General features: G+C 72.2%; 22 protein-coding genes. 7 read left to right on the forward strand and 15 right to left on the reverse strand.

Annotated features, from left to right (window positions below):
- Window positions 1-37: 37 nt before the first annotated feature.
- Window positions 38-592 (forward strand): TetR/AcrR family transcriptional regulator, encoded by a 555-nt coding sequence (locus AB5J54_RS17840; protein WP_369144896.1) that lies wholly within the window; start codon window positions 38-40, stop codon window positions 590-592.
- Between the two features lie 14 nt (window positions 593-606).
- On the opposite strand, the gene AB5J54_RS17845 is transcribed toward AB5J54_RS17840, so the two are convergent.
- Window positions 607-1308 carry a M23 family metallopeptidase gene (locus AB5J54_RS17845; protein ID WP_369144897.1) on the reverse strand — a complete coding sequence of 234 codons (702 nt, stop codon included), beginning with the start codon at window positions 1306-1308 and terminating at the stop codon, window positions 607-609.
- Window positions 1309-1784: 476 nt separating this feature from the next.
- On the opposite strand from AB5J54_RS17845, the gene AB5J54_RS17850 reads away from it, so the two are divergent.
- A complete protein-coding gene (locus tag AB5J54_RS17850) occupies window positions 1785-4748 on the forward strand; it encodes an NACHT domain-containing NTPase (protein ID WP_369144898.1) in 2964 nt (987 codons plus the stop codon).
- A gap of 68 nt (window positions 4749-4816) precedes the next feature.
- On the opposite strand, the gene AB5J54_RS17855 is transcribed toward AB5J54_RS17850, so the two are convergent.
- The gene (locus tag AB5J54_RS17855; RefSeq protein ID WP_369144899.1) at window positions 4817-7339 is read right to left on the reverse strand and encodes an ATP-dependent Clp protease ATP-binding subunit; all 2523 of its coding nucleotides are present in this window, start codon (window positions 7337-7339) and stop codon (window positions 4817-4819) included.
- Between the two features lie 461 nt (window positions 7340-7800).
- On the opposite strand from AB5J54_RS17855, the gene AB5J54_RS17860 reads away from it, so the two are divergent.
- Window positions 7801-8388, forward strand: coding sequence for an SCO3374 family protein (locus AB5J54_RS17860; RefSeq protein ID WP_369144900.1), 588 nt, complete (start codon window positions 7801-7803; stop codon window positions 8386-8388).
- Here the strand turns inward: AB5J54_RS17860 and AB5J54_RS17865 are convergent.
- From AB5J54_RS17865 to AB5J54_RS17910, 10 genes are all read right to left on the reverse strand, one after another.
- Entirely contained in the window at window positions 8367-8702 is a 336-nt protein-coding gene (locus tag AB5J54_RS17865; RefSeq protein WP_030324199.1) for an Lsr2 family protein, read from the reverse strand. The genes AB5J54_RS17860 and AB5J54_RS17865 overlap by 22 nt on opposite strands.
- Window positions 8703-8856: 154 nt before the next feature.
- A complete protein-coding gene (locus AB5J54_RS17870; protein ID WP_369144902.1) occupies window positions 8857-9375 on the reverse strand; it encodes an amino-acid N-acetyltransferase in 519 nt (172 codons plus the stop codon).
- 15 nt (window positions 9376-9390) lie between these two features.
- Window positions 9391-9810: a BlaI/MecI/CopY family transcriptional regulator gene (locus tag AB5J54_RS17875; protein WP_369144903.1), complete on the reverse strand. Its 420-nt coding sequence runs from the start codon at window positions 9808-9810 to the stop codon at window positions 9391-9393.
- 113 nt (window positions 9811-9923) lie between these two features.
- Window positions 9924-10094 carry a hypothetical protein gene (locus tag AB5J54_RS17880; RefSeq protein WP_369144904.1) on the reverse strand — a complete coding sequence of 57 codons (171 nt, stop codon included), beginning with the start codon at window positions 10092-10094 and terminating at the stop codon, window positions 9924-9926.
- A 14-nt stretch (window positions 10095-10108) separates the two neighbouring features.
- Entirely contained in the window at window positions 10109-10681 is a 573-nt protein-coding gene (locus AB5J54_RS17885; protein WP_369149379.1) for a hypothetical protein, read from the reverse strand.
- Between the two features lie 115 nt (window positions 10682-10796).
- Window positions 10797-11603, reverse strand: a complete 807-nt coding sequence (locus AB5J54_RS17890) for a type III pantothenate kinase (RefSeq protein WP_041129832.1) — start codon at window positions 11601-11603, stop codon at window positions 10797-10799.
- The gene (gene nadC, locus AB5J54_RS17895) at window positions 11603-12622 is read right to left on the reverse strand and encodes a carboxylating nicotinate-nucleotide diphosphorylase (RefSeq protein WP_369144905.1); all 1020 of its coding nucleotides are present in this window, start codon (window positions 12620-12622) and stop codon (window positions 11603-11605) included. Before nadC ends, AB5J54_RS17890 begins: the two co-directional genes overlap by 1 nt.
- Window positions 12623-14317 (reverse strand): L-aspartate oxidase, encoded by a 1695-nt coding sequence (locus AB5J54_RS17900; RefSeq protein WP_369144906.1) that lies wholly within the window; start codon window positions 14315-14317, stop codon window positions 12623-12625.
- Window positions 14314-15384 carry a pantoate--beta-alanine ligase gene (gene panC, locus AB5J54_RS17905; RefSeq protein ID WP_369144907.1) on the reverse strand — a complete coding sequence of 357 codons (1071 nt, stop codon included), beginning with the start codon at window positions 15382-15384 and terminating at the stop codon, window positions 14314-14316. Before panC ends, AB5J54_RS17900 begins: the two co-directional genes overlap by 4 nt.
- Window positions 15381-16346 carry a Rossmann-like and DUF2520 domain-containing protein gene (locus AB5J54_RS17910; RefSeq protein WP_369144908.1) on the reverse strand — a complete coding sequence of 322 codons (966 nt, stop codon included), beginning with the start codon at window positions 16344-16346 and terminating at the stop codon, window positions 15381-15383. The genes panC and AB5J54_RS17910 overlap by 4 nt, the downstream gene beginning before the upstream one ends.
- 126 nt (window positions 16347-16472) lie before the next feature.
- On the opposite strand from AB5J54_RS17910, the gene AB5J54_RS17915 reads away from it, so the two are divergent.
- Window positions 16473-17645, forward strand: a complete 1173-nt coding sequence (locus AB5J54_RS17915; protein WP_369144909.1) for a low specificity L-threonine aldolase — start codon at window positions 16473-16475, stop codon at window positions 17643-17645.
- A 71-nt stretch (window positions 17646-17716) separates the two neighbouring features.
- Here the strand turns inward: AB5J54_RS17915 and AB5J54_RS17920 are convergent, their stop codons facing one another.
- On the reverse strand, window positions 17717-17920 hold the full coding sequence (locus AB5J54_RS17920) for a hypothetical protein (protein WP_369144910.1): 204 nt from the start codon (window positions 17918-17920) through the stop codon (window positions 17717-17719).
- Window positions 17921-18052: 132 nt separating this feature from the next.
- Between AB5J54_RS17920 and AB5J54_RS17925 the strand changes: the two genes are divergently transcribed.
- Window positions 18053-19141, forward strand: a complete 1089-nt coding sequence (locus AB5J54_RS17925) for a DUF5937 family protein (protein WP_369144911.1) — start codon at window positions 18053-18055, stop codon at window positions 19139-19141.
- Between the two features lie 114 nt (window positions 19142-19255).
- Here AB5J54_RS17925 and AB5J54_RS17930 read toward each other — a convergent pair whose 3' ends face one another.
- Both AB5J54_RS17930 and AB5J54_RS17935 read right to left on the reverse strand, forming a co-directional pair.
- Window positions 19256-19930: a response regulator gene (locus AB5J54_RS17930; RefSeq protein ID WP_369144912.1), complete on the reverse strand. Its 675-nt coding sequence runs from the start codon at window positions 19928-19930 to the stop codon at window positions 19256-19258.
- A 22-nt stretch (window positions 19931-19952) separates the two neighbouring features.
- Window positions 19953-21155 (reverse strand): sensor histidine kinase, encoded by a 1203-nt coding sequence (locus AB5J54_RS17935; RefSeq protein ID WP_369144913.1) that lies wholly within the window; start codon window positions 21153-21155, stop codon window positions 19953-19955.
- Window positions 21156-21255: 100 nt separating this feature from the next.
- On the opposite strand from AB5J54_RS17935, the gene AB5J54_RS17940 reads away from it, so the two are divergent.
- Both AB5J54_RS17940 and AB5J54_RS17945 read left to right on the forward strand, forming a co-directional pair.
- Window positions 21256-22239 carry an SAM-dependent methyltransferase gene (locus AB5J54_RS17940; protein WP_369149380.1) on the forward strand — a complete coding sequence of 328 codons (984 nt, stop codon included), beginning with the start codon at window positions 21256-21258 and terminating at the stop codon, window positions 22237-22239.
- Window positions 22240-22283: 44 nt separating this feature from the next.
- Window positions 22284-23426, forward strand: coding sequence for an NADH-quinone oxidoreductase subunit D (locus AB5J54_RS17945; RefSeq protein WP_369144914.1), 1143 nt, complete (start codon window positions 22284-22286; stop codon window positions 23424-23426).
- The last annotated feature ends 253 nt before the right edge of the window (window positions 23427-23679 follow it).

The following is a 23679-nucleotide window of genomic DNA, read 5'->3' on the forward strand; positions in this document are numbered from 1 at the left end:
GGCGTCAAGTAAGTTTTCTGGAAAGCGGAGACCCGTCATGGCCCGAGGCAACACCCGCCAGCGCATCCAGGACGTGGCTCTCGAACTCTTCGCCGAGCAGGGGTACGAGAAGACCTCGCTGCGGGAGATCGCGGAACGTCTGGACGTCACGAAGGCGGCGCTCTACTACCACTTCAAGACCAAGGAAGACATCATCATCGGGATCTTCCAGGACCTCACGCGCCCGATCGACGAACTGGTCGCCTGGGCGGGCGAGCAGCCCCGCACCCTGGAGACCAAGCAGGAGATCCTGCGCCGCTACCAGAAGGCCCTGCGCGCCGCGGCCCCGCTCTTCCGCTTCATGCACGAGAACCAGGCGACCGTGCGCGACCTGAGCATCGGGCTCACCTTCAAGGAGCGCTTCATCGCGCTCAACCAGTTCATCCAGGAACCCGACGCCCCGATCAAGGACAAGGTCCGCGCCGTGAGCGCGATCTTCACGCTGCACGCCGGGACCTTCTTCATGGAGAACGTCGAGGGCGACCTCGAGGAGAAGCAGGAAGCCGTCCTCGAGGTCGCCCTCGATCTGATCGAGCAGGCTCAGCAGGCCTGAATCGATGGGGTGCGTCAGACGCCGACGCCGTGGGCCCGAAGGAAGGCCATCGGGTTGACGGCGGAGCCGTAGTTCGGGGTCGTACGGATCTCGAAGTGCAGGTGGGGGCCGGAGGAGTTGCCGGTGTTGCCCGAGAGGGCGATCTGCTGGCCGGCGGCGACCTTCTGGCCGATGTAGACCTTGATCTTCGACAGGTGGGCGTACTGCGAGTACGTGCCGTTGGCGTGCTTGACGACGATCGCGTTGCCGTACGCGGGGCCGTCGCCGCCGCCGTTCGGGCCGGCCTTCACGACGGTGCCCGCACCCGCGGCCTTGACCGGGGTGCCGACCGGGACGGCGAAGTCCTGGCCGGAGTGCTTGTGGGCCCACATGGCGCCGCCCTGGTTGAAGCTGGCGCTGAGGGTGTACGCGGTGACCGGCTTGACCCAGGCCGGGGTCGCCTTCTTGACGGCCTTCACGGGCGCGGCCTTGACGACGGCGACCTTCGCGGCGGCGGCCTTGGCGGCCGCGGCCTTCACCTGGGTGGCGAGGTGCGCCTGGGCGTCGGCCTGGGCGGCGACGGCCGCAGAGGCGGTCAGGGCGACCGGGGCCGCGGCGACCTTGCCCTCGGCGGCGAAGGCGGACCCTGCTCCGGCCACCAGCGTCGCTCCCAGACCCGCGGCGGCGAGAGCAACGGCGGTGATACGGGCGGCGGGGTTCATAACGCGCTTCGACATACGGGGGAAAACCTCCGGGACGTACGGGACCCGACGCGGACGGTGCGCTGCGTCGGGCTTGCTCATCCTTGGTAACCCGGACCCCCAGCCATCCCAAAACACCCCATCTACGACATAGCGTCGTAGCGATCTCCAGGGAAGTTCACCCCTTGACGAGCCCGGAGAGGGCTCGCGAAAACGGACATACCGACACAAGAGAATCGGTTTACGCGCACGTCGCGGGGGGCCGGAAGTGCCCGAAACGCCGCCCGGCGCCCGGTTCGGGACCCTCTAGGGCCTAAGTCCCTACGATTCACACCTGAACGTCCCGAATCGACACCAAAGGTCGCCACTATTCCAGTTAGTACCCCTCGAAACGCCTGTGCGCCTTGTCACCAGCGCCCCGCCCCCAATGGGACCTGGGTCACGCAACCGAGCCGCCCGGAACCCCGTCCCGCACTACGCTGACCGCTTCGGGAATCCACGGGGGGACACACATGGAACCGGCACTCATCGGCACCCGCCTCGCCTCGGCCGCGATCGGCCCGCTGCTGAAGAAACTGCTGGTCAGCGACGGCCCGGGCGCCGGACTCACGGGACCGTCGGACAAGATCCGGCTCTCCTCCCTGGTCTCCTTCCGGGGCGAGAAGCGCACGCTCACGGAGAAGGACGTCCGGAAACTGGCCGCCACCCTCGTCGGACGCTCGACGGGCGGCCCCGGCGAGGCCCCCTTCCCCGCCGACGAGACCGAGGCGGTCACCGACACCCTCGCGACGACCCTCCTCGCCCTCGGCGACCTCGACATGGACGACGTGCAGGCCGTCCGCCTGGGCCACCGCGACCTCGCCCGCCGCCTGCGAGCGGCGGCCCCGGCCCCCGACGGCCTCTCCACGGACTCGGTCCTCTACCTGGAGTCGATGACCGAGTGGGCCTGCCTCCACCTCCTGGAGTTCTTCACCCAGCGCTCGACCTTCATCGCCCGCAGCCTGGTGGAACAGACCCGCGCCCAGGCCGAGCTCATCGCCAAGGTCGACGAAGTGGTCCGCAGGACACCGCGGGCCGACACGCAGGACGCGGAGTTCGAGCGCCGGTACCTGGAACACCTGGCCAAGAACCACGGCCGTCTCACGATCTACGGCATCGACCTGCACCACTCCCCGGACCGATGGCCGCTCGACCTCGCCTATCTGTCCCTGGAGGCGACCGGCGAGGCACCCGCGCCGGACGAGGTGGCCCCCTTCGCCCCGCACCAGCGGGAACAGGCCGTCCGCGCCGACCTCGCCCTCGCCCGGCACGACAGGGTCCTGCTGCGCGGCCTCGCGGGCTCGGGCAAGACGACCCTCGTCCAGTGGCTGACGGTCTCGGCGGCGACGGAGGGACGGCCCGGGGGCGCCGCCGGCGACGGGCGCGCGGACGGAATGACGTACCTCAGGGGCCGCATCCCCTTCGTCCTCCCCCTGCGCGCCCTCACCCGCCACGGCGAGCGGCTCCCCGCCCCCGGCCATTTCCTGCCCGCCGCCGGCTGCCCGCTCACCCCGCCCGACGGCTGGGCCGACCGGGTCCTCGCCGCCGGCCGGGCCGTCGTGCTCGTCGACGGCATCGACGAGATCCCCGAGGCGGAACGCGGCCGGGCCCGCGACTGGCTCCGGAGCCTCCTGGACACCTACGAGGGCAACCGCTGGCTCGTCACCTCACGCCCCACCGCCGTACGCGACGACTGGCTGGCCGGGGACGGCTTCACCGAGCTGACCCTCTCCCCCATGACCCGCGCCGAGGTCGCCACCTTCGTACGGCGCTGGCACCGGGCCGCGGGGCCGGAGGCGGAGCCGTACGAGCAGCCGCTCCTCGACGCGCTGCGCACCGCCGAGCACGTCGCCCAGCTCGCCACCAACCCCCTCATGTGCGGGCTGATCTGCGCCCTCCACCGCGACCGGCGCGGCTTCCTGCCCCGCGGGCGCAAGGCCCTGTACGAGGCGGCCCTGTCGATGCTCCTCGTGCGGCGCGACCGCGAGCGGGACATGGGGGACCCGACGGGCATCGCCCTCGACGAGGCCCCGCAGATCCAGCTGATCCAGCGCCTCGCGTACTGGCTGACGCTCAACGGCCGCACCCAGCTGGACCGGGCCCACGCGGAATCCCTCGTACGGGAGGCGGTGCCGGCGATCCACGAAGCCGCGCAGTATCCGCCGGAGAGCGTCTTCACCCACCTCCTCCAGCGCAGCGGCCTGCTCCGCGAGCCGACCTCGGACACGGTCGACTTCATCCACCGCACCTTCCAGGACTACCTCGCCGCCAAGGCCCTGGTGGACCACTGGGACATCGGCGTCCTGGTCCGGCACGCCGCCGACGACCAGTGGGAGGACGTCATCCGCATGGCGGTGGGCCACGCGCGGCCGCGGGAGTGCGAGGAGATCCTGCGGGAGCTGCTGACGGAGGCGGATTCCGCCGAGGACCGCCGCGACCAGCTGCGCATCCTGATGGTCGCGGCGACCGCGCTCGACAGCGCCACGGAGGTGTCCCCCGACGTGCGGGACGAGATCATGGCCCGTACCGCCGAGCTGATCCCGCCCCGCTCGGAGAGCGAGGCCCGCGGGCTCGCGCTGGGAGGCCCGACAGTGCTCCGGCTGCTGGGCGGACCGGAGGAGCTGAGCGAGGAGCACGCGTACCACTCGGTGATCACGGCCTCTCACATCACGGTGGACGCGGCGCTCCCCTATCTGGCCCGCTTCGCCGATCACTCCTCGCTGCGGATCCGTGCCCAGCTGATGCACGCCTGGCCCCGCTTCGAGCCGAGCCCCTACGCCGAGGAGATCATCGCGCGACTCGATGCCGGCCTGCTCCGGTACTTCGTCCAAGGCGACGAGCACGCGGACGAGCTCGTCCGGCTCGGCCTGCGTCCCGACCTGCTGGAGGTCAGTGAGTCCGTGTCGGACGAGGGCCTCGCCCGGCTCCTCGCCGCATGCGATCCCGTGGCCCTCCGGCTGCGGCGGTCGGGCCGCCGGCCCAGCCTCTCCGCGCTGTCCGCACTGACGCGGCTGGAGTCCCTCACCCTCGGCCTCGACCCCCGTGCCGGGTGGTCCGCCGCGGACCTGCCGGCAGGCGCGCCCCTCGACCTCCTACAGCTGCCGCACACCTGGCCCGAGGACGGGCTGGAGACACTCGGACGGCTCCGGAGCCTGACCTCGCTGAACCTGTGGAAGGCACCGTATGTACGTGCCGATTCATGGCGGGTGCTCGCGGGCCTCTCCGCGGTGCGCACCCTCTGGATCGACGAGGGGGACCTCGTCGAGTGCCCGGAAGGGATCACCGTGGAGTCGGTGCGGACCGTCCGCCTGACACACGAGCACGAACCGGAGCTCCGCCGGATCGAGGCGATCTTCCCCTCGCTGGACACGCTCGAACTGACGAGTTCGAGCGGCGAGGACCAGCTCCGACGGCTTCTCCTTCCTGAAGGCACATGAAAAAGGGGCGGCCCCGGAACCATCGGGTTCCGGGGCCGCCCCTTACCGCTCAGCGCTCGGCGCGTGCGTCACGCGTCCTTCGAGAGGTTCGGGCCCGTGCCGCCCGTCGCCTCGATCGGCGGGGCGTCCGGCAGGGCCGTCTTCTCCTCGCCGCGGAAGGTGAACGTGCGCTCCTCGCCCTCGCCCTCCGTGTCCACGACCACGATGTGACCGGGGCGCAGCTCGCCGAAGAGGATCTTCTCCGAGAGCGTGTCCTCGATCTCGCGCTGGATCGTCCGGCGCAGCGGCCGGGCGCCCATCACGGGGTCGTAGCCCTTCTTGGCGAGCAGCTCCTTCGCGGACTGGGAGAGCTCGATGCCCATGTCCCGGTCCTTGAGGCGCTCGTCGACGCGGCTGATCATCAGGTCGACGATCTGGAGGATGTCCTCCTGCGTCAGCTGCGGGAAGACGATGATGTCGTCCACACGGTTGAGGAACTCCGGGCGGAAGTGCTGCTTCAGCTCGTCGCTGACCTTCGCCTTCATCCGCTCGTAGTTGGACTTCGTGTCGCCCTGGGCGGCGAAGCCCAGGTTGAAGCCCTTCGAGATGTCCCTGGTCCCGAGGTTGGTGGTCATGATGATGACCGTGTTCTTGAAGTCCACGACCCGGCCCTGGGAGTCGGTCAGGCGACCGTCCTCCAGGATCTGGAGAAGGGAATTGAAGATATCGGGGTGGGCCTTCTCGACCTCGTCGAAGAGGACGACGGAGAACGGCTTGCGGCGCACCTTCTCGGTGAGCTGGCCGCCCTCTTCGTAGCCGACGTATCCGGGCGGCGAACCGAAGAGGCGGGAAACCGTGTGCTTCTCGCTGAACTCCGACATGTCGAGGGAGATCATCGCGTCCTCGTCGCCGAAGAGGAATTCGGCGAGAGCCTTCGAAAGCTCGGTCTTACCGACACCGGACGGGCCGGCGAAGATGAACGAGCCACCGGGGCGCTTCGGGTCCTTCAGACCCGCACGGGTACGGCGGATGGCCCGCGAGAGGCCGATGACGGCGTCCTTCTGGCCGATGACGCGCTTGTGGAGCTCGTCCTCCATGCGGAGCAGACGCGAGGACTCCTCCTCGGTCAGCTTGAAGACCGGGATGCCGGTGGCGGTCGCGAGGACCTCGGCGATCAGCTCGCCGTCGACCTCGGCGACGACGTCCATGTCGCCGGCCTTCCACTCCTTCTCCCGCTTGGCCTTCGCGGCGAGGAGCTGCTTCTCCTTGTCGCGCAGGGACGCGGCCTTCTCGAAGTCCTGCGAGTCGATCGCGGACTCCTTGTCGCGGCGGACGCCGGCGATCTTCTCGTCGAACTCGCGAAGGTCCGGCGGCGCGGTCATCCGGCGGATGCGCATCCGGGAGCCGGCCTCGTCGATCAGGTCGATCGCCTTGTCCGGGAGGAAGCGGTCCGAGATGTACCGGTCGGCCAGGGTCGCGGCCTGGACGAGGGCCTCGTCGGTGATGGAGACCCGGTGGTGGGCCTCGTACCGGTCACGCAGACCCTTGAGGATCTCGATGGTGTGCGGGAGCGACGGCTCGGCGACCTGGATGGGCTGGAAGCGGCGCTCGAGGGCCGCGTCCTTCTCCAGGTACTTCCGGTACTCGTCGAGCGTGGTGGCACCGATGGTCTGGAGCTCACCGCGGGCCAGCATCGGCTTGAGGATGCTGGCGGCGTCGATCGCGCCCTCGGCGGCGCCCGCACCCACGAGGGTGTGGAGCTCGTCGATGAACAGGATGATGTCGCCGCGGGTGCGGATCTCCTTGAGGACCTTCTTCAGGCGCTCCTCGAAGTCACCGCGGTAGCGGGAGCCGGCGACCAGCGCGCCGAGGTCCAGGGTGTAGAGGTGCTTGTCCTTGAGGGTTTCGGGCACCTCGCCCTTGACGATGGCCTGCGCCAGGCCCTCGACGACGGCGGTCTTGCCGACGCCGGGCTCGCCGATGAGGACCGGGTTGTTCTTGGTGCGGCGGGACAGCACCTGCATGACCCGCTCGATCTCCTTCTCGCGCCCGATGACCGGGTCGAGCTTGGATTCGCGGGCCGCCTGGGTGAGGTTCCGGCCGAACTGGTCGAGGACCAGGGACGTCGAGGGGGTGCCCTCGGCAGGACCGCCGGCCGTGGCGGCTTCCTTGCCCTGGTAGCCGGAGAGCAGCTGGATGACCTGCTGCCGCACCCGGTTGAGGTCGGCGCCCAGCTTCACGAGGACCTGGGCGGCGACGCCCTCGCCCTCGCGGATCAGGCCGAGCAGGATGTGCTCGGTGCCGATGTAGTTGTGGCCGAGCTGGAGGGCCTCCCGGAGCGACAGCTCCAGGACCTTCTTGGCACGAGGGGTGAAGGGGATGTGCCCGGACGGGGCCTGCTGGCCCTGGCCGATGATCTCCTCCACCTGCTGCCGGACCGCCTCGAGCGAAATCCCGAGGCTCTCCAGGGCCTTAGCGGCGACACCCTCACCCTCGTGGATAAGGCCCAGAAGGATGTGCTCGGTGCCGATGTAGTTGTGGTTGAGCATCCGGGCTTCTTCCTGAGCCAGGACGACAACCCGCCGCGCGCGGTCGGTGAACCTCTCGAACATCGTTAATCGCTCCTCAGAGCGGTCAGTCAGTTAGGGGTCGATCCCCTCCCTGTCCTTCCGCAGCTTAGTCCCGCAAGCGGGGACCGCTCATTCCAACTGCCGACATCCGTCCGGATCACCCCCTCTTCAGCGGGGAGACCTGCTGCCGAACAGCCGACAAATGCTCCAACCCGATGGTGCGAGACGATGTTCCCGCAGGCCAAGTAGTTACCCGCGCCATCAGTACGCCGATGGCGAACGTGAGACGCCGAAGCCCGCGAGTCGCCCCTCTCCACTAGGAATGTCTTACCCGTAAGCACTGACACTCCATGCGGCACACCCCGGTTCCCTCCGCTACCAGCGAACACCCTTGCGCTGCCGAATGCACGCGTACGCCCCATCACGGACACCTTGCGCGTTCGGCGGGGGACGGTGTGTCACCGCGGGCGTAACCAACGGGCCCCCGCGGGAGTTCCCCGGGCATGGCTTTCACCGTCCCGCTTCCCCGCACGCCGTCCGACGGAGGGATCGCGCGGTGGTACGAGGACGAGCTCGGCTGGGCCGCGGTGGCGGGCCCGCCGGCGGAGCTGGTCACGGGGCTGCGCTTCGACGTCCTGGAACTGCCCGCCGCGGCCGGCCGGGGCGTGCTGCGCCGGTTGGGCGCGGTGACGGGGCCGGTGGCCCTGATGGGGCGCCGGATGGGGCTGCTCGTGGCCGCGGGGAGCGCGGAGGAGCTACCGGGACTGCTCGACTGGCTGGAGTGGGGCGGGATCTCGCTGGATCTCGCGATCCGTGGTGCCGGCGGCCGGACGACCGCACCCCTTCCCCCGGGGTGGAGCGGTTCCGGCGCGCCGGGCGACGCGGTGTGGCTGCGGGCGCCCGCGCCGGGTCGCGAGGTCGAGTCCTCGCTGCCGGCGCTGCGGTCCGCGCCCTGGGGCGTTGCGGGCGCCCCCTGTCTGGTGCGTCTCGTGGCGGCCGCCGCGGCGGAGTGCCACCGGGTACGGCTGCTGAGTGCCCGTACCCGTGGGGCGGCTCAGCAGCTGTCGCCTCAGCGGTTCGCGTCCTCGTAGGCGGCCTTGATGTCGGCGGGGACACGGCCGCGGTCGTTGACGTTCATGCCGTTCTCCTTGGCCCACGCGCGGATCTTCGCGGTGTCCTGGCTGCCCGTCGCCACGGCGCGGCCCTTGCCGCGTCCGCCGGTGGTGCGGCCGCCGGTGCGACGGCCACTCGTGGTGTACGGCTCGAGCAGGCCACGGAGCTTTTCCGCGTTGGCGGTGGTGAGGTCGATCTCGTAGGTCTTGCCGTCCAGCGCGAACGTCACGGTCTCGTCCGCCTCGACGCCGTCGAGGTCGTCGACAAGAAGGACCTGAACCTTCTGTGCCACCGGATTTCCTTTCATCGAAAATGCAGTACGCGGAAAGGAAACCGCTTTTCCCGGAAAAACACAAACCCCTGGGAGAGGTTCAGATCCCCGGCAACGCGGGAAACGTGCGCGATTCGGACATAGGGTTCCGCGAGAGGATCGCCGGGCTTCCGTCTCACAGGTGCAGAAGCATCCGGCTGTTGCCCAAGGTGTTCGGCTTCACTCGTTCGAGACCGAGGAACTCGGCGACTCCCTCGTCATAGGAACGCAGGAGCTCGCTGTAGACATCTCCGTCGACCGGGGTCTCGCCGATCTCCACGAAGCCGTGCTTCGCGAAGAAGTCGACTTCGAAGGTCAGGCAGAATACCCGCCGCACCCCGAGCCATCGGGCGGTGTGCAACAACTTGTCCAGCACCTGATGTCCGACGCCGGCTCCCTTGAAGTCGGGATCGACGGCGAGAGTACGGACTTCGGCGAGGTCTTCCCACATGACGTGGAGTGCGCCGCAGCCGACCACGACGGCGTCCTCGTCGCGTTCCGCGACCCAGAACTCCTGGATGGACTCGTAAAGCGTCACGGTCGCCTTGTCGAGCAGGATGCCGCGCTGCACGAAAGGATCGACGAGACGGCGGACCGCGGGCACATCGCTGGTGCGGGCCCTGCGTACGGTGACGGCTTTGGCGGAGGTCGACATGGGGGGACGCTATCGCTACGGGCGGGGCGTCCCCTCGTCCCCCTCGGCCTCGCGCGGGGGAGGGGGGAGCGGGTTGTCGCGCTGGACGATCCGGATGGCGTCGTTCAGCGACTCCCGCTGTTCCGGCGACATCATGCCGAAGAAGGCGACGAGTGCGGCGGCGGGGTTGTCGCTCTGCGCCCAGGCCTCGTTCATCAGCGCGGCGGAGTAGGCGGCGCGGGTGGAGACCGCCGTATATCGATAGGCCCGGCCTTCGACCTCCCGGCGGACCCAGCCCTTCTGATGGAGATTGTCCATGACGGTCATGACGGTGGTGTAGGCGATGGACCGTTCCTGCTGAAGGTCCTCAAGGACTTCCCGGACGGTGACCGGGCGGTTCCATTGCCAGACGCGCGTCATGACGGCGTCTTCGAGTTCTCCCAAGGGGCGGGGCACAATGCCACCCTAGTGGGAGAAACGCCAATAAACGCCTATTGCCGCCGAAGAAGGACGAAAAGGGTGCACGACCGGTAGCGGTCGTACACCCTTGGCGTTGTCGTACGGGCGGGCTAGGAGCCGTCCGCCTGGCGGGCGGCCTCGGCGCGGGCGAGGGCGGCGTCGACGACCGCGTCCTCCTTGGCCTTGTTCGGGCCGCCCTGGCTCTTGACGATCACGGTGACGAGGGCGATGAAGAACGCGGCCATCACCACGGGAGGCAGGAGCGCGGATACGTATTCCATGGCGTCCAGAGTAGCTATCCGGCGACCCGCTCCTCCGGTGGGGGCGGGGGGACGGGGCGTCGGCGTGGCGGGAAGACCTCGGAGGGCTTGGGGACCGGACGTTCGGCCGGGGCGGGCGGCTTCGGCTTGGGCTCGTCGGCCGCCGCGCGTCCGCCGGGCAGGGCGAGCAGTCGGGCCCGGGAGACGGAGGGCGCGGTCGAGGCGGTGGCCTGGGAGACCCGGGCCAGGCGCGCACGTACGGAACGCTCGGCGAGGACCTGGCAGCGGGCGAGCAGCTCGGCGGCGGCCGGGTTGCGGCGCAGCGCGCGCAGGGCGGCGAGGTCGTCGGCGCCGGGGTCGTAGCCGGCGGCCAGCGCGTCCCGGAGCAGCTCCACATAGCCGCTGAGGGACCCGGGCAGCGCCTCGCGGTACCGGGCCAGGTCGTCGAGGAGGAAGGCGCGCAGCCGGCCGGCCTCGCGTACCGCCTCGTCCACGGTATCGGCCAGGCGCAGGCAGTCCTGGACGTCCTCGTCCTGGAGGGGGGCAGGGTGGAGGGCGATGGCAAGGGCGCGACGGAGCACACGCAGCTCGTCCGCGCTGAACGCCATGCCGCCGCGGGATCCGTATGGCGTGGGCATGGGGCGACGATACGCGCTAATCGGACAATTTTCTCTTAGCGATCATTCCGGCGCGCCGGAATGATCACCCCCCGCGGTACCCGCCTCACATGCGCGAGACGTTCCGCTCGTAGACGAGGCGCAGTCCGATCAGGGTCAGCCAGGGCTCGTGCTCGTCGATCTCCTTCGAGTCGGCGAGGACCATCGGGGCCAGGCCGCCGGTGGCGATCACCGTGACGTCGGAGGGGTCGCCCTTCGGGCCGACCAGTTCGCGCTTCATCCGGGCCACCACGCCGTCGACCTGGCCGGCGTACCCGAAGACGATGCCCGACTGCATGGCCTCGACCGTGTTCTTGCCGATCACGCTGCGCGGGCGGGCCAGCTCGATCTTGCGGAGCATGGCGCCCTTGACCCCCAGGGCCTCGACCGAGATCTCGATGCCCGGGGCGATCGCCCCGCCCGCGTACTCGCCGCGGACGGTGATCGCGTCGTACGTCGTCGCCGTGCCGAAGTCCACGACGATCGCCGGGCCGCCGTACAGCTCGACGGCCGCGACCGCGTTGATGATGCGGTCGGCGCCGACCTCCTTGGGGTTGTCCGTGAGGATCGGCACCCCCGTCTTGACGCCCGGCTCCACGAGGACCGCCGGCACGTCCCCGTAGTACCGGCGGGTCACCTCGCGCAGTTCGTGCAGCACCGAGGGGACCGTCGCGCAGATGGCGATCCCCTCGATGCCGTCGCTCAGCTCGACGCCGAGCAGCGGGTGCATGCCCATGAGGCCCTGGAGCAGGACCGCCATCTCGTCGGCGGTACGGCTCGGGTCCGTGGAGATCCGCCAGTGCTCGACGATCTCCTCTCCGTCGAAGAGACCGAGCACCGTGTGCGTGTTGCCGACGTCGATGGTGAGCAGCATCAGGAGCGCACCTCGCGCAGGTCGAGGCCGATGTCGAGGATCGGGGAGGAGTGGGTGAGGCCGCCGACCGCCAGGTAGTCGACGCCGGTCGCCGCGTACGCCGCCGCGTTCTCCAGGGTCAGCCGGCCCGAGGACTCCAGGACGGCGCGGCCCGCGACGATCGCGACGGCCTCCTCGGTCTCGATCGGGGTGAAGTTGTCGAGCAGGATCAGGTCGGCGCCCGCGTCCAGGACCTCGCGGACCTGGTGCATCGTGTCGACCTCGACCTCGATCGGCAGCTCGGGGAACAGCTCGCGGACGGCCTTGAAGGCCTCGGCGACGCCGCCGGCCGCCACCACGTGGTTGTCCTTCACCAGCGCCGCGTCGGAGAGCGACATGCGGTGGTTGACGCCGCCGCCGCAGCGGACCGCGTACTTCTCCAGGGCGCGCAGGCCCGGCGTCGTCTTGCGGGTGTCGCGGACCTTGGCCTTCGTGCCCTCCAGGACGTCCGCCCACGCGCGCGTGGCGGTGGCGATGCCGGAGAGGCGGCACAGGATGTTGAGCGCGCTGCGCTCGCCGGTCAGCAGGTCGCGGGTGCGGGCGGTGACGCTGAGCAGCACCTGCCCGGCCTCGACCCGCTCGCCGTCCTCGACGTGCCGCTCGACCTCGAACTCGTCGGTGCAGACGATCGACAGGACGGCCTCGGCGACCCGCAGGCCGGCGACGACACCCGCCTCGCGGGCGGTGAAGTCGGCGGTCGCGACGGCGTCCTCGGGGACGGTCGCCACGGTCGTGACGTCCACCCCGCCGTCGAGGTCCTCGGCGATCGCGAGGTGGGCGATGTCCTCGACCTGGACGGGGTCGAGACCGGCGTCGGCGAGCAGCTGCGCGAGGGCGGGGTCGAGCCCGCACTCGAACTCCTCGCCGCCGCCGCAGCCGCAGCCGTCGCCGCAGCCGCCGGACTCCTCGGAGGAGACCGTGTTGATCTGGATGAGAGGGACGTCCACGGGCTCGGGACGGGCTTCCTCGGGCGTGCTCACTTACGGCTCCCTGGGGGCGTCGAGGGTGGGGGGAAAGTCGGAGGTGTCGGTGGTGCGGACGTCGAGGGTCCGCTCATGGGTCAGATGGACGACGAGGTGCTTGCGCCACTCCGCGTCGTCCCGCTCGGGATGGTCCTCGCGCCAGTGGCAGCCGCGGGTCTCCTCGCGGCGCAGGGCCGCGGCGACCAGGACCCGTGCGACGCACAGCAGGTTCGTGGTCTCCCAGGAGTCCACGCCCGGCTCGGCCGCCTTGCTGTCGTCGTCGCCGCCCGCCACGGCGTCGCTGTGCAGGGCTTCGAGGGCCTCGGCGGCCTCCCGCAGGCTGGCTTCCGAGCGGAGCACGCCCGCGCCGGCCGTCATGATCCGCTGGATACGGGTCCGGGCGCCGGACACGGGCAGCGGCAGGGTCACCGGGGCCGGGTGCGGCACCGGGGCGCCCGGCACGCGCGGGGCGGCGGCCGTGATCTCCTCGGCGATCCGCTCGGCGAAGACCAGGCCCTCCAGGAGCGAGTTCGAGGCCAGCCGGTTGGCGCCGTGGACGCCCGTGCAGGCGACCTCCCCGCACGCGTACAGCCCCGGCACCGTCGTCCGGCCCCGCAGGTCCGTGCGGACGCCGCCGGAGGCGTAGTGGGCGGCGGGGGCGACCGGGATGGGCTCCGTCACCGGGTCGATGCCGTGGGCACGGCAGGCCGCCAGGATCGTCGGGAAGCGCTCCGCCCACATCTCGGCGCCGAAGTGACGGCCGTCGAGGTACATGTGGTCGGTGCCCTGCTCCTGCATCCGGCGGGTGATCGCCTTGGCGACGATGTCGCGGGGCGCGAGCTCGGCCAGCTCGTGCTGCCCGAGCATGAAGCGGACCCCGTCGGCGTCGACCAGATGGGCGCCCTCGCCGCGTACCGCCTCGGAGACCAGCGGCTGCTGGCCCTCGGAGCCGGTCCCGAGGAAGAGCACCGTGGGGTGGAACTGGACGAACTCCAGGTCGGAGACCTCGGCCCCGGCGCGCAGCGCGAGCGCGACGCCGTCGCCGGTGGAGACGCCCGGGTTGGTGGTGGCGGAGAAGACCTGGCCCATGCCGCCGGTGGCCAGGACCACCGCGGGCGCGTGGACGGCGCCGACGCCGTCGTGCTGGCCCTCGCCCATGACGTGCAGGGTCACGCCCGCCGTGCGGCCCTCGCCGTCCGTCAGGAGGTCCAGGACGAGGGCGTGCTCGATGAAGCGCACGCCCCGGTCCCGTATCGCCTCGACCAGGGCGCGGGAGATCTCGGCGCCGGTCGCGTCCCCGCCCGCGTGGGCGATCCGGCGGCGGTGGTGGCCGCCCTCGCGGGTCAGCGCGATCTCGCCGTCGGAGGTCTTGTCGAAGTCGGCGCCGGTCGAGATCAGGCGGCGGACGGCGTCCGGGCCCTCCGTGACCAGGGCCCGCACGGCCTGCTCGTCGCACAGCCCGGCACCGGCGACGAGGGTGTCGTCGAGGTGCTGCTCGGGGGTGTCGCCCTCGCCGAGCGCGGCCGCGACGCCGCCCTGGGCCCAGCGGGTGGAGCCGTCGTCGAGCCGCGCCTTGGTGACGACGACCGTACGGAGCCCGGCGGCGGTGCACCGCAGGGCGGCGGTGAGGCCCGCGACGCCGGAGCCGACCACGACGACGTCGGCGTCGATGGCCCAGCCCGGCGCGGGCGCGTGCAGCCGTATTCCGGTCACTTGGTGGCTCCGAAGGTCAGAGGGATGTTGTCGATGAGCCGCGTGCTCCCCACGCGTGCGGCGACGGCGAGGATCGCCTCCCCGTCATGGCCGTCGGCGACCTCGGTGAAGTCGGCCGGGTCCACGAGGGCCAGGTAGTCCAGGGTGAGCGGCGGCTCGGCCTTGGCCGCGTCGTCCAGGACGGCGCGGGCCGCGGCCCGTACGGCATCGGCGCAGCCGCCCTCGGCGGCCTGCGCGACCGCGTGGGCGTCGGCGGCGGCCCGCGCCTCGCCGATCCGGGACAGCGCCTCGGCACGGTTCTCGGCCCGGCCCTGGGCGCCCGGCAGCGAGGCGGCACGCGCGCGCAGCGCCTCCTGCGCGGCGAGCCGCTCACGGGCCGCGAAGAGCGCGCGGGACAGCGACAGGGCCGTCCGCCGCTCCCCGGCCGACAGGTACCGGTTGCGGCTGGACAGGGCCAGGCCGTCGGTCTCGCGGACGGTCTCCACGCCGACGATCTCGACGGGGAAGTTCAGGTCCTTGACCATGCGGCGGATCAGGGCGAGCTGCTGGGCGTCCTTCTGGCCGAAGAAGGCCAGGTCGGGCGCGGTGAGGTGGAGCAGCTTGGCGACGACCGTCAGCATGCCGTCGAAGTGGCCGGGCCGGGAGGCGCCTTCGAGCCGCTCGCCCATGGGACCCGCGGTGATCCGGACCTGGGGCTCTCCGCCCGGGTAGACCTCGTCGACGGAGGGCGCGAAGACGGCGCTCGCGCCCGCGTCGAAGGCCAGCTCCAGGTCGGCGTCGAGGGTGCGGGGGTAGCGGTCGAGGTCCTCGCCGGCACCGAACTGGAGCGGGTTCACGAAGACGGTGACGACGACGAAGCCCTTGGCGCCCACGCGCTCGCGTGCGGCCCGGATCAGGGTGGCGTGGCCCTCGTGGAGGGCGCCCATGGTCATCACGACGGCGTTGCGGCCGGGAGCGCCGTGGTGCGCGACCGCGTCCTTCAGCTCCTCGACGTCGGAGACCAGCCGGGCCGGCTCGTGGCGGGCGGGACGGCCGCCTTCGGCGCTCTCGCGGGCGGACAGGCTCATCGGTCGTCTCCTTGCGGCCCGTCGGTGGGGTCGGCGGGGTGGGTGGCTCCGCTCGACGGCTCGGCGAGCACGCCCAGCAGGTCCTCGGCCAGCTCGGGCTTGAGCAGGCCGTGCGCGAGCGCCCGGTCGGCGGTCGTGCGGGCCATCGCCAGATAGCCGGCGACGGTGCCGGGCGCGTGCTTGCGCAGCTCGGCGACGTGGGCGGCGACCGTACCGGCGTCACCGCGCGCGACGGGGCCGGTGAGGGCCGCATCCCCGGACCGCAGGGCGTTGTCCAGGGCGGCGCCCAGGAGCGGGCCCAGCATGCGGTCGGGGGCGGCGACGCCGGCCTTGTGGAGCAGCTCCATCGACTGGGCCACCAGGGTGACCAGGTGGTTCGCGCCGAGGGCCAGGGCCGCGTGGTAGAGCGGGCGGGCCTCCTCGGCGATCCACTCGGGCTCGCCGCCCATCTCGATCACGAGCGCCTCGGCGGCGAGCCGCAGCTCCTCGGGCGCGGTGACCCCGAAGGAGCAGCCGGCGAGCCGCTGGACGTCGACGGCGGTGCCGGTGAAGGTCATGGCGGGGTGCAGGGCGAGCGGCAGGGCGCCGGCCCGGCGGGCGGGGTCGAGGACCCGCGCCCCGTACCGCCCGGAGGTGTGCACGAGCAGCTGGCCCGGCCGTACGGCTCCGGTGTCGGCGAGGCCCTCGACCAGGCCCGGCAGCGCGTCGTCCGGCACGGTCAGGAGGACCAGGTCGGACAGGGCCAGGACACGGGCGGGCTCGACGACGGGGACGTCGGGCAGGAGCTCGGCGGCGCGGCGCCGGGAGGCGTCGGAGACCGCCGAGACGGCGACGGGGCGGTGCCCGGCGAGCCGGAGCGAGGCGGCGAGGGCGGGGCCGACCCGGCCGGCGCCGACGACTCCGACGGTGAGCCGGGCGGGTCGGTCCTCGGCCCGGGGCTCCGGCGCTGTTGGTGCGTTCACGGTGGGGACGGCCTTCCGTTCCAGTCCTCGGCGGGTACCGGACGATTTCTGGTCATGCTACGCCAGCGTTTCGTGCCGCCTCCGTGGCTGTCCACAGGGTGTGGGCGGTGGTGTGATGATCGGCTCATGAATCCTGTGACTCCTGTGGAGACCCCTGTGGACGAGGAAGCGGCCCGGCTCCACCGGGCGAAGGTGTGGGGCGGCGCCGAGCGCAGGCTGTGGAACACCTCCGTGGACGGCACGGTCGGGGAGCGGCTGCGCGAGCTGGCCGCCTGGGCGGAGGCCGCGGGGCACGAGGAGGCCCCGCTCGACACGTACGGGAACGGGCTCGTCGAGGAGCTGGAGCGGCGCGTCGCCGAGGAGCTCGGCCTCCCCGCCGCCGTCTTCTTCCCCACCGGCACGATGGCCCAGCAGGTGGCGCTGCGCTGCTGGGCCGGGCGCACCGGCAGCCCCGTCGTCGCCCTCCACCCGCTCGCCCACCCCGAGGTCCATGAGAACGGGGCGTTCGGCGCCGTCTCCGGACTCCGTACGGTCCACCCGACCGACGCGCCCCGGCTGCCCACCGCCGAGGAGGTACGGGACCACCCCGAGCCCTTCGGGACGCTGATGCTGGAGCTGCCGCTGCGGGACGCCGGCTTCGTGCTGCCGTCCTGGGAGGAGCTCACCGAGGTGGTGGCGGCGGCCCGGGAGCGGGACGCGGTCGTCCACTTCGACGGGGCCCGGCTGTGGGAGTGCACGACGCGTTTCGGCCGCGGGCTCGCGGAGATCGCGGAGCTCGCCGACAGCGTGTACGTCTCGTTCTACAAGTCCCTCGGCGGCATGTCCGGGGCCGCGCTCGCCGGCCCCGAGGACCTCGTGGAAGAGGCCAGGATCTGGCGCCACCGGTACGGGGGGATGGTCTTCCAGCAGTACCCGGCGGCGCTCTCCGCGCTGCGGGGCCTGGACATCGAGCTGCCCCGGCTGCCCTCGTACGTGGCACACGCGCGCGTGGTGGCCGACGCGGTCCGGGAGGCGCTCGCGGAGGCGGGCACCGGCTGGTCCCGGATCCACCCCGAGACCCCGCACACGCACCAGTTCCAGGTCTGGCTGCCGTACGACCCGGACGTCCTGACGGCGGCGGCCCTCGCCCAGACCGAGGACACCGGCGCCGCGTTCTTCCGCCGCTGGTTCTCCCCGGGCGCGGGCGGCCCGCCGGGAGTGGCGGTCACGGAGCTGACGGTGACCGAGCCGGGCCTGGAGTGGACGGCGGAGGACGTCAAGGAGGCGGTACGGGACTTCCTGGCGCGCGTGGAGGGGTGACGGCCGGCCCTGGTCGGCCGCGTCAGACCGGCTGACGGCCGTGGTCGGCCGGGGGCGGCCGGCTGACGGTCCTAGTCGGCCGGGTGCAGCCAGCGGTGCAGGGCCGCGCGGACGGTGCCGCGCGGGCGGCGGTCGGCCGTCGCGCGTTCGAGGCGGCGGCGGTCGCGGACGGCCCGGAGCACGGCGACGTCCTGCGTGCCCGGCGCCGGGGGCATCGGTTCGCCGAGCCGGGCGGCGCGGTAGGTGTCGAAGAGGTACTGGTGCAGCGCGTTCATGGCCTCACCGTGCGCCGCGCCGCCGCGGCCCGGCGCCCGGATTGACGGCGCCCGTCAATCCGGGCCCCGTCGATTGACGACCCCCGTCAAACGGGACGACAGCTCCCCCGCCCCACCCCGCACCATGGACGGGTGAGCGTGACGATCGACATCACCGGACTGCCGCACGAGCGGATCACCTTCTGCCCCTCGCCGCTGGCCGAGCTGGGCGCCGCCCTGCACGCCCTCGCCGAGCCCACGCACCACCCCCGGCTGCACGCCTGGACCACCACGACGACCGCGGCCCTGAAGCCGGAGCTCGCGGACCGGCTCCACGAGGCCGACTTCATGTGGAACTCCACCCGCTCGGACATCCTGCTGCCGGCGCGGCCCCGGGAGACCCTCGCGGAGGAGCTGGACGACCTCGACCGCATGGACGACGAGCAGTTCGTCGGCTCGGCCCTGGAGATCTCCTGCAACAGCCACTACAGGGACGGCGCCCCCTCCCCGCTCGTCGACGAGCGGATGCGCCGCCGCGCCCAGGACCTGGCGGCCGCGCGCGGCCCGCGCCAGGCCGCGTTCGTGGAGCGGATGCTGACCGACCCGCCCGGCACGCGCGCGTGGGTCCGGCGGCTCATGGAGGACTGCGACGAGGCCTTCTTCGCGGACACCTGGCGCCGTGTCCGGATCCAGCTCGCCGCCGACGCCCGGCACAAGACCGAGCTGATGCGCCGCAAGGGGCTGGCCGAGGCCGTCGCCGACGCCTCCGCCGCGATGATCCTGGAGGAGGACGAGCAGGGCTCCCGGATCGTCGTCGACAAGCTCATCCAGGGCCGGACCAGCGCCGAGGGCTCCGCGGTGACGTTCCTGCCGACGGCCTTCGGCTGGCCGCACCTCTTCGCGCTGTACACACCCGGCTGGCAGCCCGTCATCCAGTACCCGATCCCCGCCCGCGACCTCGGCGGCGCGGCCTCCGTCGAGGCGGTCAAACTGCGCCTGGAGGCCGTCGCCCACCCCATGCGGATGCGCCTCTGCCGCAGTCTGGCGCGCGGCTCCAGCACGACGAGCGAGCTGGCCGACGCGTACAACATCACCGCCCCCGAGGTCTCCCGCCACCTCGCGGTCCTCAAGAAGGCCGGGCTGATCACCACCCAGCGCCGCGGCCGGTACGTGCTCCACCAGCTCGACGTGGCCGTCGTCGCCCGGCTGGGCAGCGACTTCCTGGAGTCGGTGCTCCGGTAGGGCGAAGGGGGCTGGACCGGAGGTGCTCCGGTAGGGCCGAGGGGGCTGGACCGGAGGAGCTCCGGTAGGGCCGAGGGGGCTGGACCGGAGGTGCTCCGGTAGGGCCGAGGGGGGCTAGACCGCCCCGCCGCCCGCCCGGACCAGGCCCGTCTCGTACGCCAGGACCACGACCTGGACCCGGTCGCGCAGGCCCAGCTTGGTCAGGATGCGGCCCACGTGCGTCTTCACCGTCGCCTCGGAGAGGACCAGCCGGGCGGCGATCTCGCCGTTCGACAGGCCCTGCGCGACCAGCATCATCACCTCGCGCTCCCGGTCCGTCAGCCGCTCCAGCTCCTTGTGCTGCGGCTCCTTCCCGGAGGACGGCAGCATCGGCGAGAAGCGGTCCAGGAGCCGGCGCGTGGTCGACGGCGCCACCACCGCGTCACCGCTGTGCACCGAGCGGATCGCACCGAGCAGCTCCGCCGGCGGCACGTCCTTCAGCATGAAGCCGCTCGCGCCCGCCTTCAGGCCCGAGAACGCGTACTCGTCGAGGTCGAAGGTCGTCAGGATCAGCACCTTCGGGGCGCCCGGCTCCGAGCAGATCCGCCGGGTCGTCTCCACCCCGTCCAGCTTGGGCATGCGCACGTCCATCAGGACGACGTCGACCGCCGTGGAACGCAGCACTTCCAGGGCCTCGACCCCGTCGCCCGCCTCGGCCACGACCTCCATGTCCGGCTGGGCGGCGAGCACCATGCGGAAACCGGTCCGCAGCAGCACCTGGTCGTCGACGAGCATCACGCGGATGGACATCAGGTCAGTTCCTTAGGGGTCGTCAGTGAGCGGGCTTGAGGGGGAGCAGGGCGCTGATCCGGAAACCGCCGCCGGGCCGCGGCCCCGCGTCCAGGGTGCCGCCCACCATGCCGACCCGCTCCCGCATGCCGATCAGACCATGGCCCCGCCCGTCGGCGCCGCCGTCCTCGTACATCTCCTGCGGAGCGCCCCGGCCGTCGTCCTCGACGAGCAGACCGAGACCGTCGTCGAAGTAGACGAGCCGCACGCTGGCGCCGACGTCGGGACCGCCGTGCTTGCGCGTGTTGGTGAGGGCCTCCTGCACGATCCGGTACGCGGTGAGCTCGACGCCGCTGGGCAGCGGGCGGGGGCTCCCCTCGATCGCGAAGTCGACGGTGAGACCGGCGCCCCGCACCTGCTCGACGAGGTCCTCGATCTGCTGGACGTCGGGCTGCGGCACGTACTCCCCGGCCTCCTGGTGCTCTCCGGTGCGCAGGATCCCGAGGAGTCTGCGCATCTCGGCGAGCGCCTGCCGGCCCGTGGTGGAGATCGTCTCCAGGGCCTGCTTGGCGGTCTCCGGGGAGGAGTCCATGACATAGGCGGCGCCGTCGGCCTGGACCACCATCACCGACACGTTGTGCGCGACGACGTCGTGCAGCTCGCGGGCGATCCGGGCGCGCTCGGCGGCGACCGCGACCTTCGCCTGGGCCTCGCGCTCCTGCTCCAGGCGGGAGGCCCGCTCCTCCAGCTGCGCGAAGTAGGCGCGGCGGGTGCGGAGCGAGTCGCCCAGGACCCAGGCGAGGGCGAACGGCACGGTCATGATGATCGTGAAGAAGACCTTGGCGGCGCCGGAGTCCGAGCCCTCCATGGGCCATCTGAGCTGGGAGAGCGTGGAGGCGCCGAGTCCGCCGATGAGCGCGAGACGGGACGCCCAGCGGGGGCCGTCGTGCGCCGCGACCGTGAAGATGATCACGAGCATGGCGAAGTCGGCCAGGAACGGCACCAGGCCGAGGGCGAGCTGGGCAAGCCCCAGGGCGACCGCGAGCAGCAGCATCCTCTCCGGCGCCCGTCGCCGCAGGGCCACGACCAGGGAGAAGAGCAGGGCGACGAGGCCGTACCCGAGGCCGCTGCCGCCCACCGTGCCCGCCGACACCACCCACAGCAGGGAGAACCCGAGGAGGACGACGGCCCAGAAGGTGTCGACGCCCGTCGGGTGTCTGCGAATGAAGTCGTAAAGGCGCTGCACGTCACCCAGAGTAGGGAAGAGAGATAGGTGCAGGGATCAACCGTGGGGCCGATCCTTGGCTCGGGACCCGTACTCCCCGAGGTGGAGACTGGGGCCCGTGATGGATGAGACGTGTCAGTGGCAGGGGTGGCGGGAGGCCACGGAGCGGGCGCTGTACGGCCCCGGGGGCTTCTATCTGCGCCCCGAGGGACCGGCGGGGCACTTCCGCACCTCGGTGCACGCCTCCCCGCTCTTCGCGGCGGCCGTGGCCCGGCTGCTCGGCGAGGTCGCGGAGGAGCTGGGGACGGCCGAGGTCGACCTGGTGGACGTGGGCGCGGGGCGCGGCGAGCTCCTGACGGCGGTGCTCGCGGCCGTCGGGTCCTCGCTCTCGGTACGGGCGTACGCGGTCGAGCGCGCCGCCCGCCCGGACGGGCTCGACCCGCGGGTGGAGTGGACGGACCGGGTGCCGCGGGGCGTGCGGGGGCTGCTCTTCGCGAACGAGTGGCTCGACAACGTGCCGGCGGACGTCGCCGAGGCGGACGAGGCGGGCACGGTCCGGTACGTGGAGGTCGCCCCGGACGGCACCGAACGGCTCGGCGCCCCCGTCACCGGCCCGGACGCCGACTGGCTGGCCCGCTGGTGGCCGCTGTCGGAACCGGGCACGCGGGCCGAGATCGGGCGGCCCCGAGACGAGGCCTGGGCGGCGGCGGTCGCCTCCCTCGCGGCGGGCCGCGCGGTGGCCGTGGACTACGCGCACGTACGGGCCTCCCGGCCGCCCTTCGGCTCCCTGACCGGCTTCCGCGCGGGCCGCGAGGTCCCGCCGGTCCCGGACGGCGGCTGCGACGTCACGTCCCATGTGGCGCTGGACGCGTGCGGGGCCGCGCCGGGAGGCGGCCTGCCGGTCGCCGAGCTGGTCACGCAGCGGGAGGCGCTCGGGCGGCTCGGGGTGTCCGGGGAGCGGCCGCCGCTCGCGCTCGCCTCGACCGACCCCGCCGGTTACGTCCGCGCGCTCGCCTCCGCCGGCGAGGCGGCCGAGCTGACCGCCCGCGGCGGTCTCGGCGACTTCCTCTGGCTGACCCAGCGGGTCCCGGGCGCCGTCCGCTGACCCGAGGAGGCCGGGGCCCCCGGGCCTCGGGGGATACTGGCCGCATGACGGAGACGACGGTCGGAATCGGCGGCGCGGCGGAGAGCACCGACATGGTGCTGAACATCGGCCCGCAGCACCCCTCGACCCACGGCGTGCTCCGGCTCCGGCTCGTGCTCGACGGCGAGGTCGTCCGGCACGCGGAGCCGGTGATCGGCTATATGCACCGGGGCGCCGAGAAGCTCTTCGAGGCGCGGGACTACCGGCAGATCATCATGCTGGCCAACCGCCACGACTGGCTGTCCGCGTTCTCCAACGAGCTCGGCGTCGTCATGGCCGTCGAGCGGATGCTCGGCATGGAGGTCCCGGAGCGGGCCGTGTGGACGCGGACGCTCCTCGCCGAGCTGAACCGGGTCCTCAACCACCTGATGTTCCTCGGCTCGTACCCGCTCGAACTGGGCGGGATCACGCCCGTCTTCCACGCCTTCCGGGAGCGTGAGGAGCTCCAGGCCGTGATGGAGGAGGTCTCCGGCGGCCGGATGCACTACATGTTCAACCGGGTCGGCGGCCTCAAGGAGGACCTGCCGGCCGGCTGGCTGGGGCGGGCGCGGCAGGCCGTCGCGGACGTGCGGTCGCGGATGGACGTGTACGACCGGCTGGTCCTCGGGAACGAGATCTTCCGCGGCCGTACGCGCGGGGTCGGGGTCCTGAGGCCGGAGACCGTCCACGCGTACGGGGTGTCGGGGCCCATCGCCCGTGCCTCGGGCGTCGACTTCGACCTGCGCCGCGACGAGCCGTACCTCGCGTACGGGGAACTCCAGGACACCCTGAAGGTCGCCGTGCGGCAGGAGGGCGACTGCCTCGCCCGGTTCGAGTGCCTGCTCGACCAGACGCACAACTCCCTGGACCTGGCGGACGCCTGCCTGGACCGGATGGCCGAGCTGCCTCCGGGGCCGATCAACCAGCGGCTGCCGAAGGTGCTCAAGGCGCCGGAGGGGCACACGTACGCCTGGACCGAGAACCCGCTGGGCGTCAACGGCTACTACCTGGTGTCCAAGGGCGAGAAGACCCCGTACCGGCTGAAGCTGCGCTCGGCGTCGTTCAACAACATCCAGGCGCTGGTGGAACTGCTGCCGGGGACGCTGGTCGCGGACATGGTGGCGATCCTGGGCTCGCTGTTCTTCGTCGTCGGCGACATCGACAAGTAACCCGGCCCCGTTGTGGGCTGCGCCCGCGCCCGTGTGGGCAATCGTCCCGCAGGGCGGGACGGGTGGGCACACGGGACGGCGCCCTCCCGCGGCGCCTCCGCGTTCCGCGCCTTGCCCCGCACCCCGATGCGCGGCGCACGACTGGTGCGGGACCAGGGCGCGGAAGCCTCTGGCGCCGGCAGGGGCGCCGTCCGTTGTGCCCACCCTCCCCCAAGCTCTCGGCTTCGCTCGAGCAGGGGGGACCCCCATCGCC

This window comes from Streptomyces sp. R44 (genome assembly GCF_041053105.1).
Lineage (GTDB): Bacteria > Actinomycetota > Actinomycetes > Streptomycetales > Streptomycetaceae > Streptomyces.

Coding starts and splice junctions, on each gene's coding strand:
- AB5J54_RS17840 (WP_369144896.1), top strand. CDS start 38: ATGGCCCGAGGCAACACCCGCCAGCGCATCCAGGACGTGGCTCTCGAA.
- AB5J54_RS17845 (WP_369144897.1), bottom strand. CDS start 1,308: ATGTCGAAGCGCGTTATGAACCCCGCCGCCCGTATCACCGCCGTTGCT.
- AB5J54_RS17850 (WP_369144898.1), top strand. CDS start 1,785: ATGGAACCGGCACTCATCGGCACCCGCCTCGCCTCGGCCGCGATCGGC.
- AB5J54_RS17855 (WP_369144899.1), bottom strand. CDS start 7,339: ATGTTCGAGAGGTTCACCGACCGCGCGCGGCGGGTTGTCGTCCTGGCT.
- AB5J54_RS17860 (WP_369144900.1), top strand. CDS start 7,801: ATGGCTTTCACCGTCCCGCTTCCCCGCACGCCGTCCGACGGAGGGATC.
- AB5J54_RS17870 (WP_369144902.1), bottom strand. CDS start 9,375: ATGTCGACCTCCGCCAAAGCCGTCACCGTACGCAGGGCCCGCACCAGC.
- AB5J54_RS17880 (WP_369144904.1), bottom strand. CDS start 10,094: ATGGAATACGTATCCGCGCTCCTGCCTCCCGTGGTGATGGCCGCGTTC.
- AB5J54_RS17885 (WP_369149379.1), bottom strand. CDS start 10,681: ATGGCGTTCAGCGCGGACGAGCTGCGTGTGCTCCGTCGCGCCCTTGCC.
- AB5J54_RS17890 (WP_041129832.1), bottom strand. CDS start 11,603: ATGCTGCTCACCATCGACGTCGGCAACACGCACACGGTGCTCGGTCTC.
- panC (WP_369144907.1), bottom strand. CDS start 15,384: ATGAGCCTGTCCGCCCGCGAGAGCGCCGAAGGCGGCCGTCCCGCCCGC.
- AB5J54_RS17915 (WP_369144909.1), top strand. CDS start 16,473: ATGAATCCTGTGACTCCTGTGGAGACCCCTGTGGACGAGGAAGCGGCC.
- AB5J54_RS17920 (WP_369144910.1), bottom strand. CDS start 17,920: ATGAACGCGCTGCACCAGTACCTCTTCGACACCTACCGCGCCGCCCGG.
- AB5J54_RS17930 (WP_369144912.1), bottom strand. CDS start 19,930: ATGTCCATCCGCGTGATGCTCGTCGACGACCAGGTGCTGCTGCGGACC.
- AB5J54_RS17940 (WP_369149380.1), top strand. CDS start 21,256: ATGGATGAGACGTGTCAGTGGCAGGGGTGGCGGGAGGCCACGGAGCGG.
- AB5J54_RS17945 (WP_369144914.1), top strand. CDS start 22,284: ATGACGGAGACGACGGTCGGAATCGGCGGCGCGGCGGAGAGCACCGAC.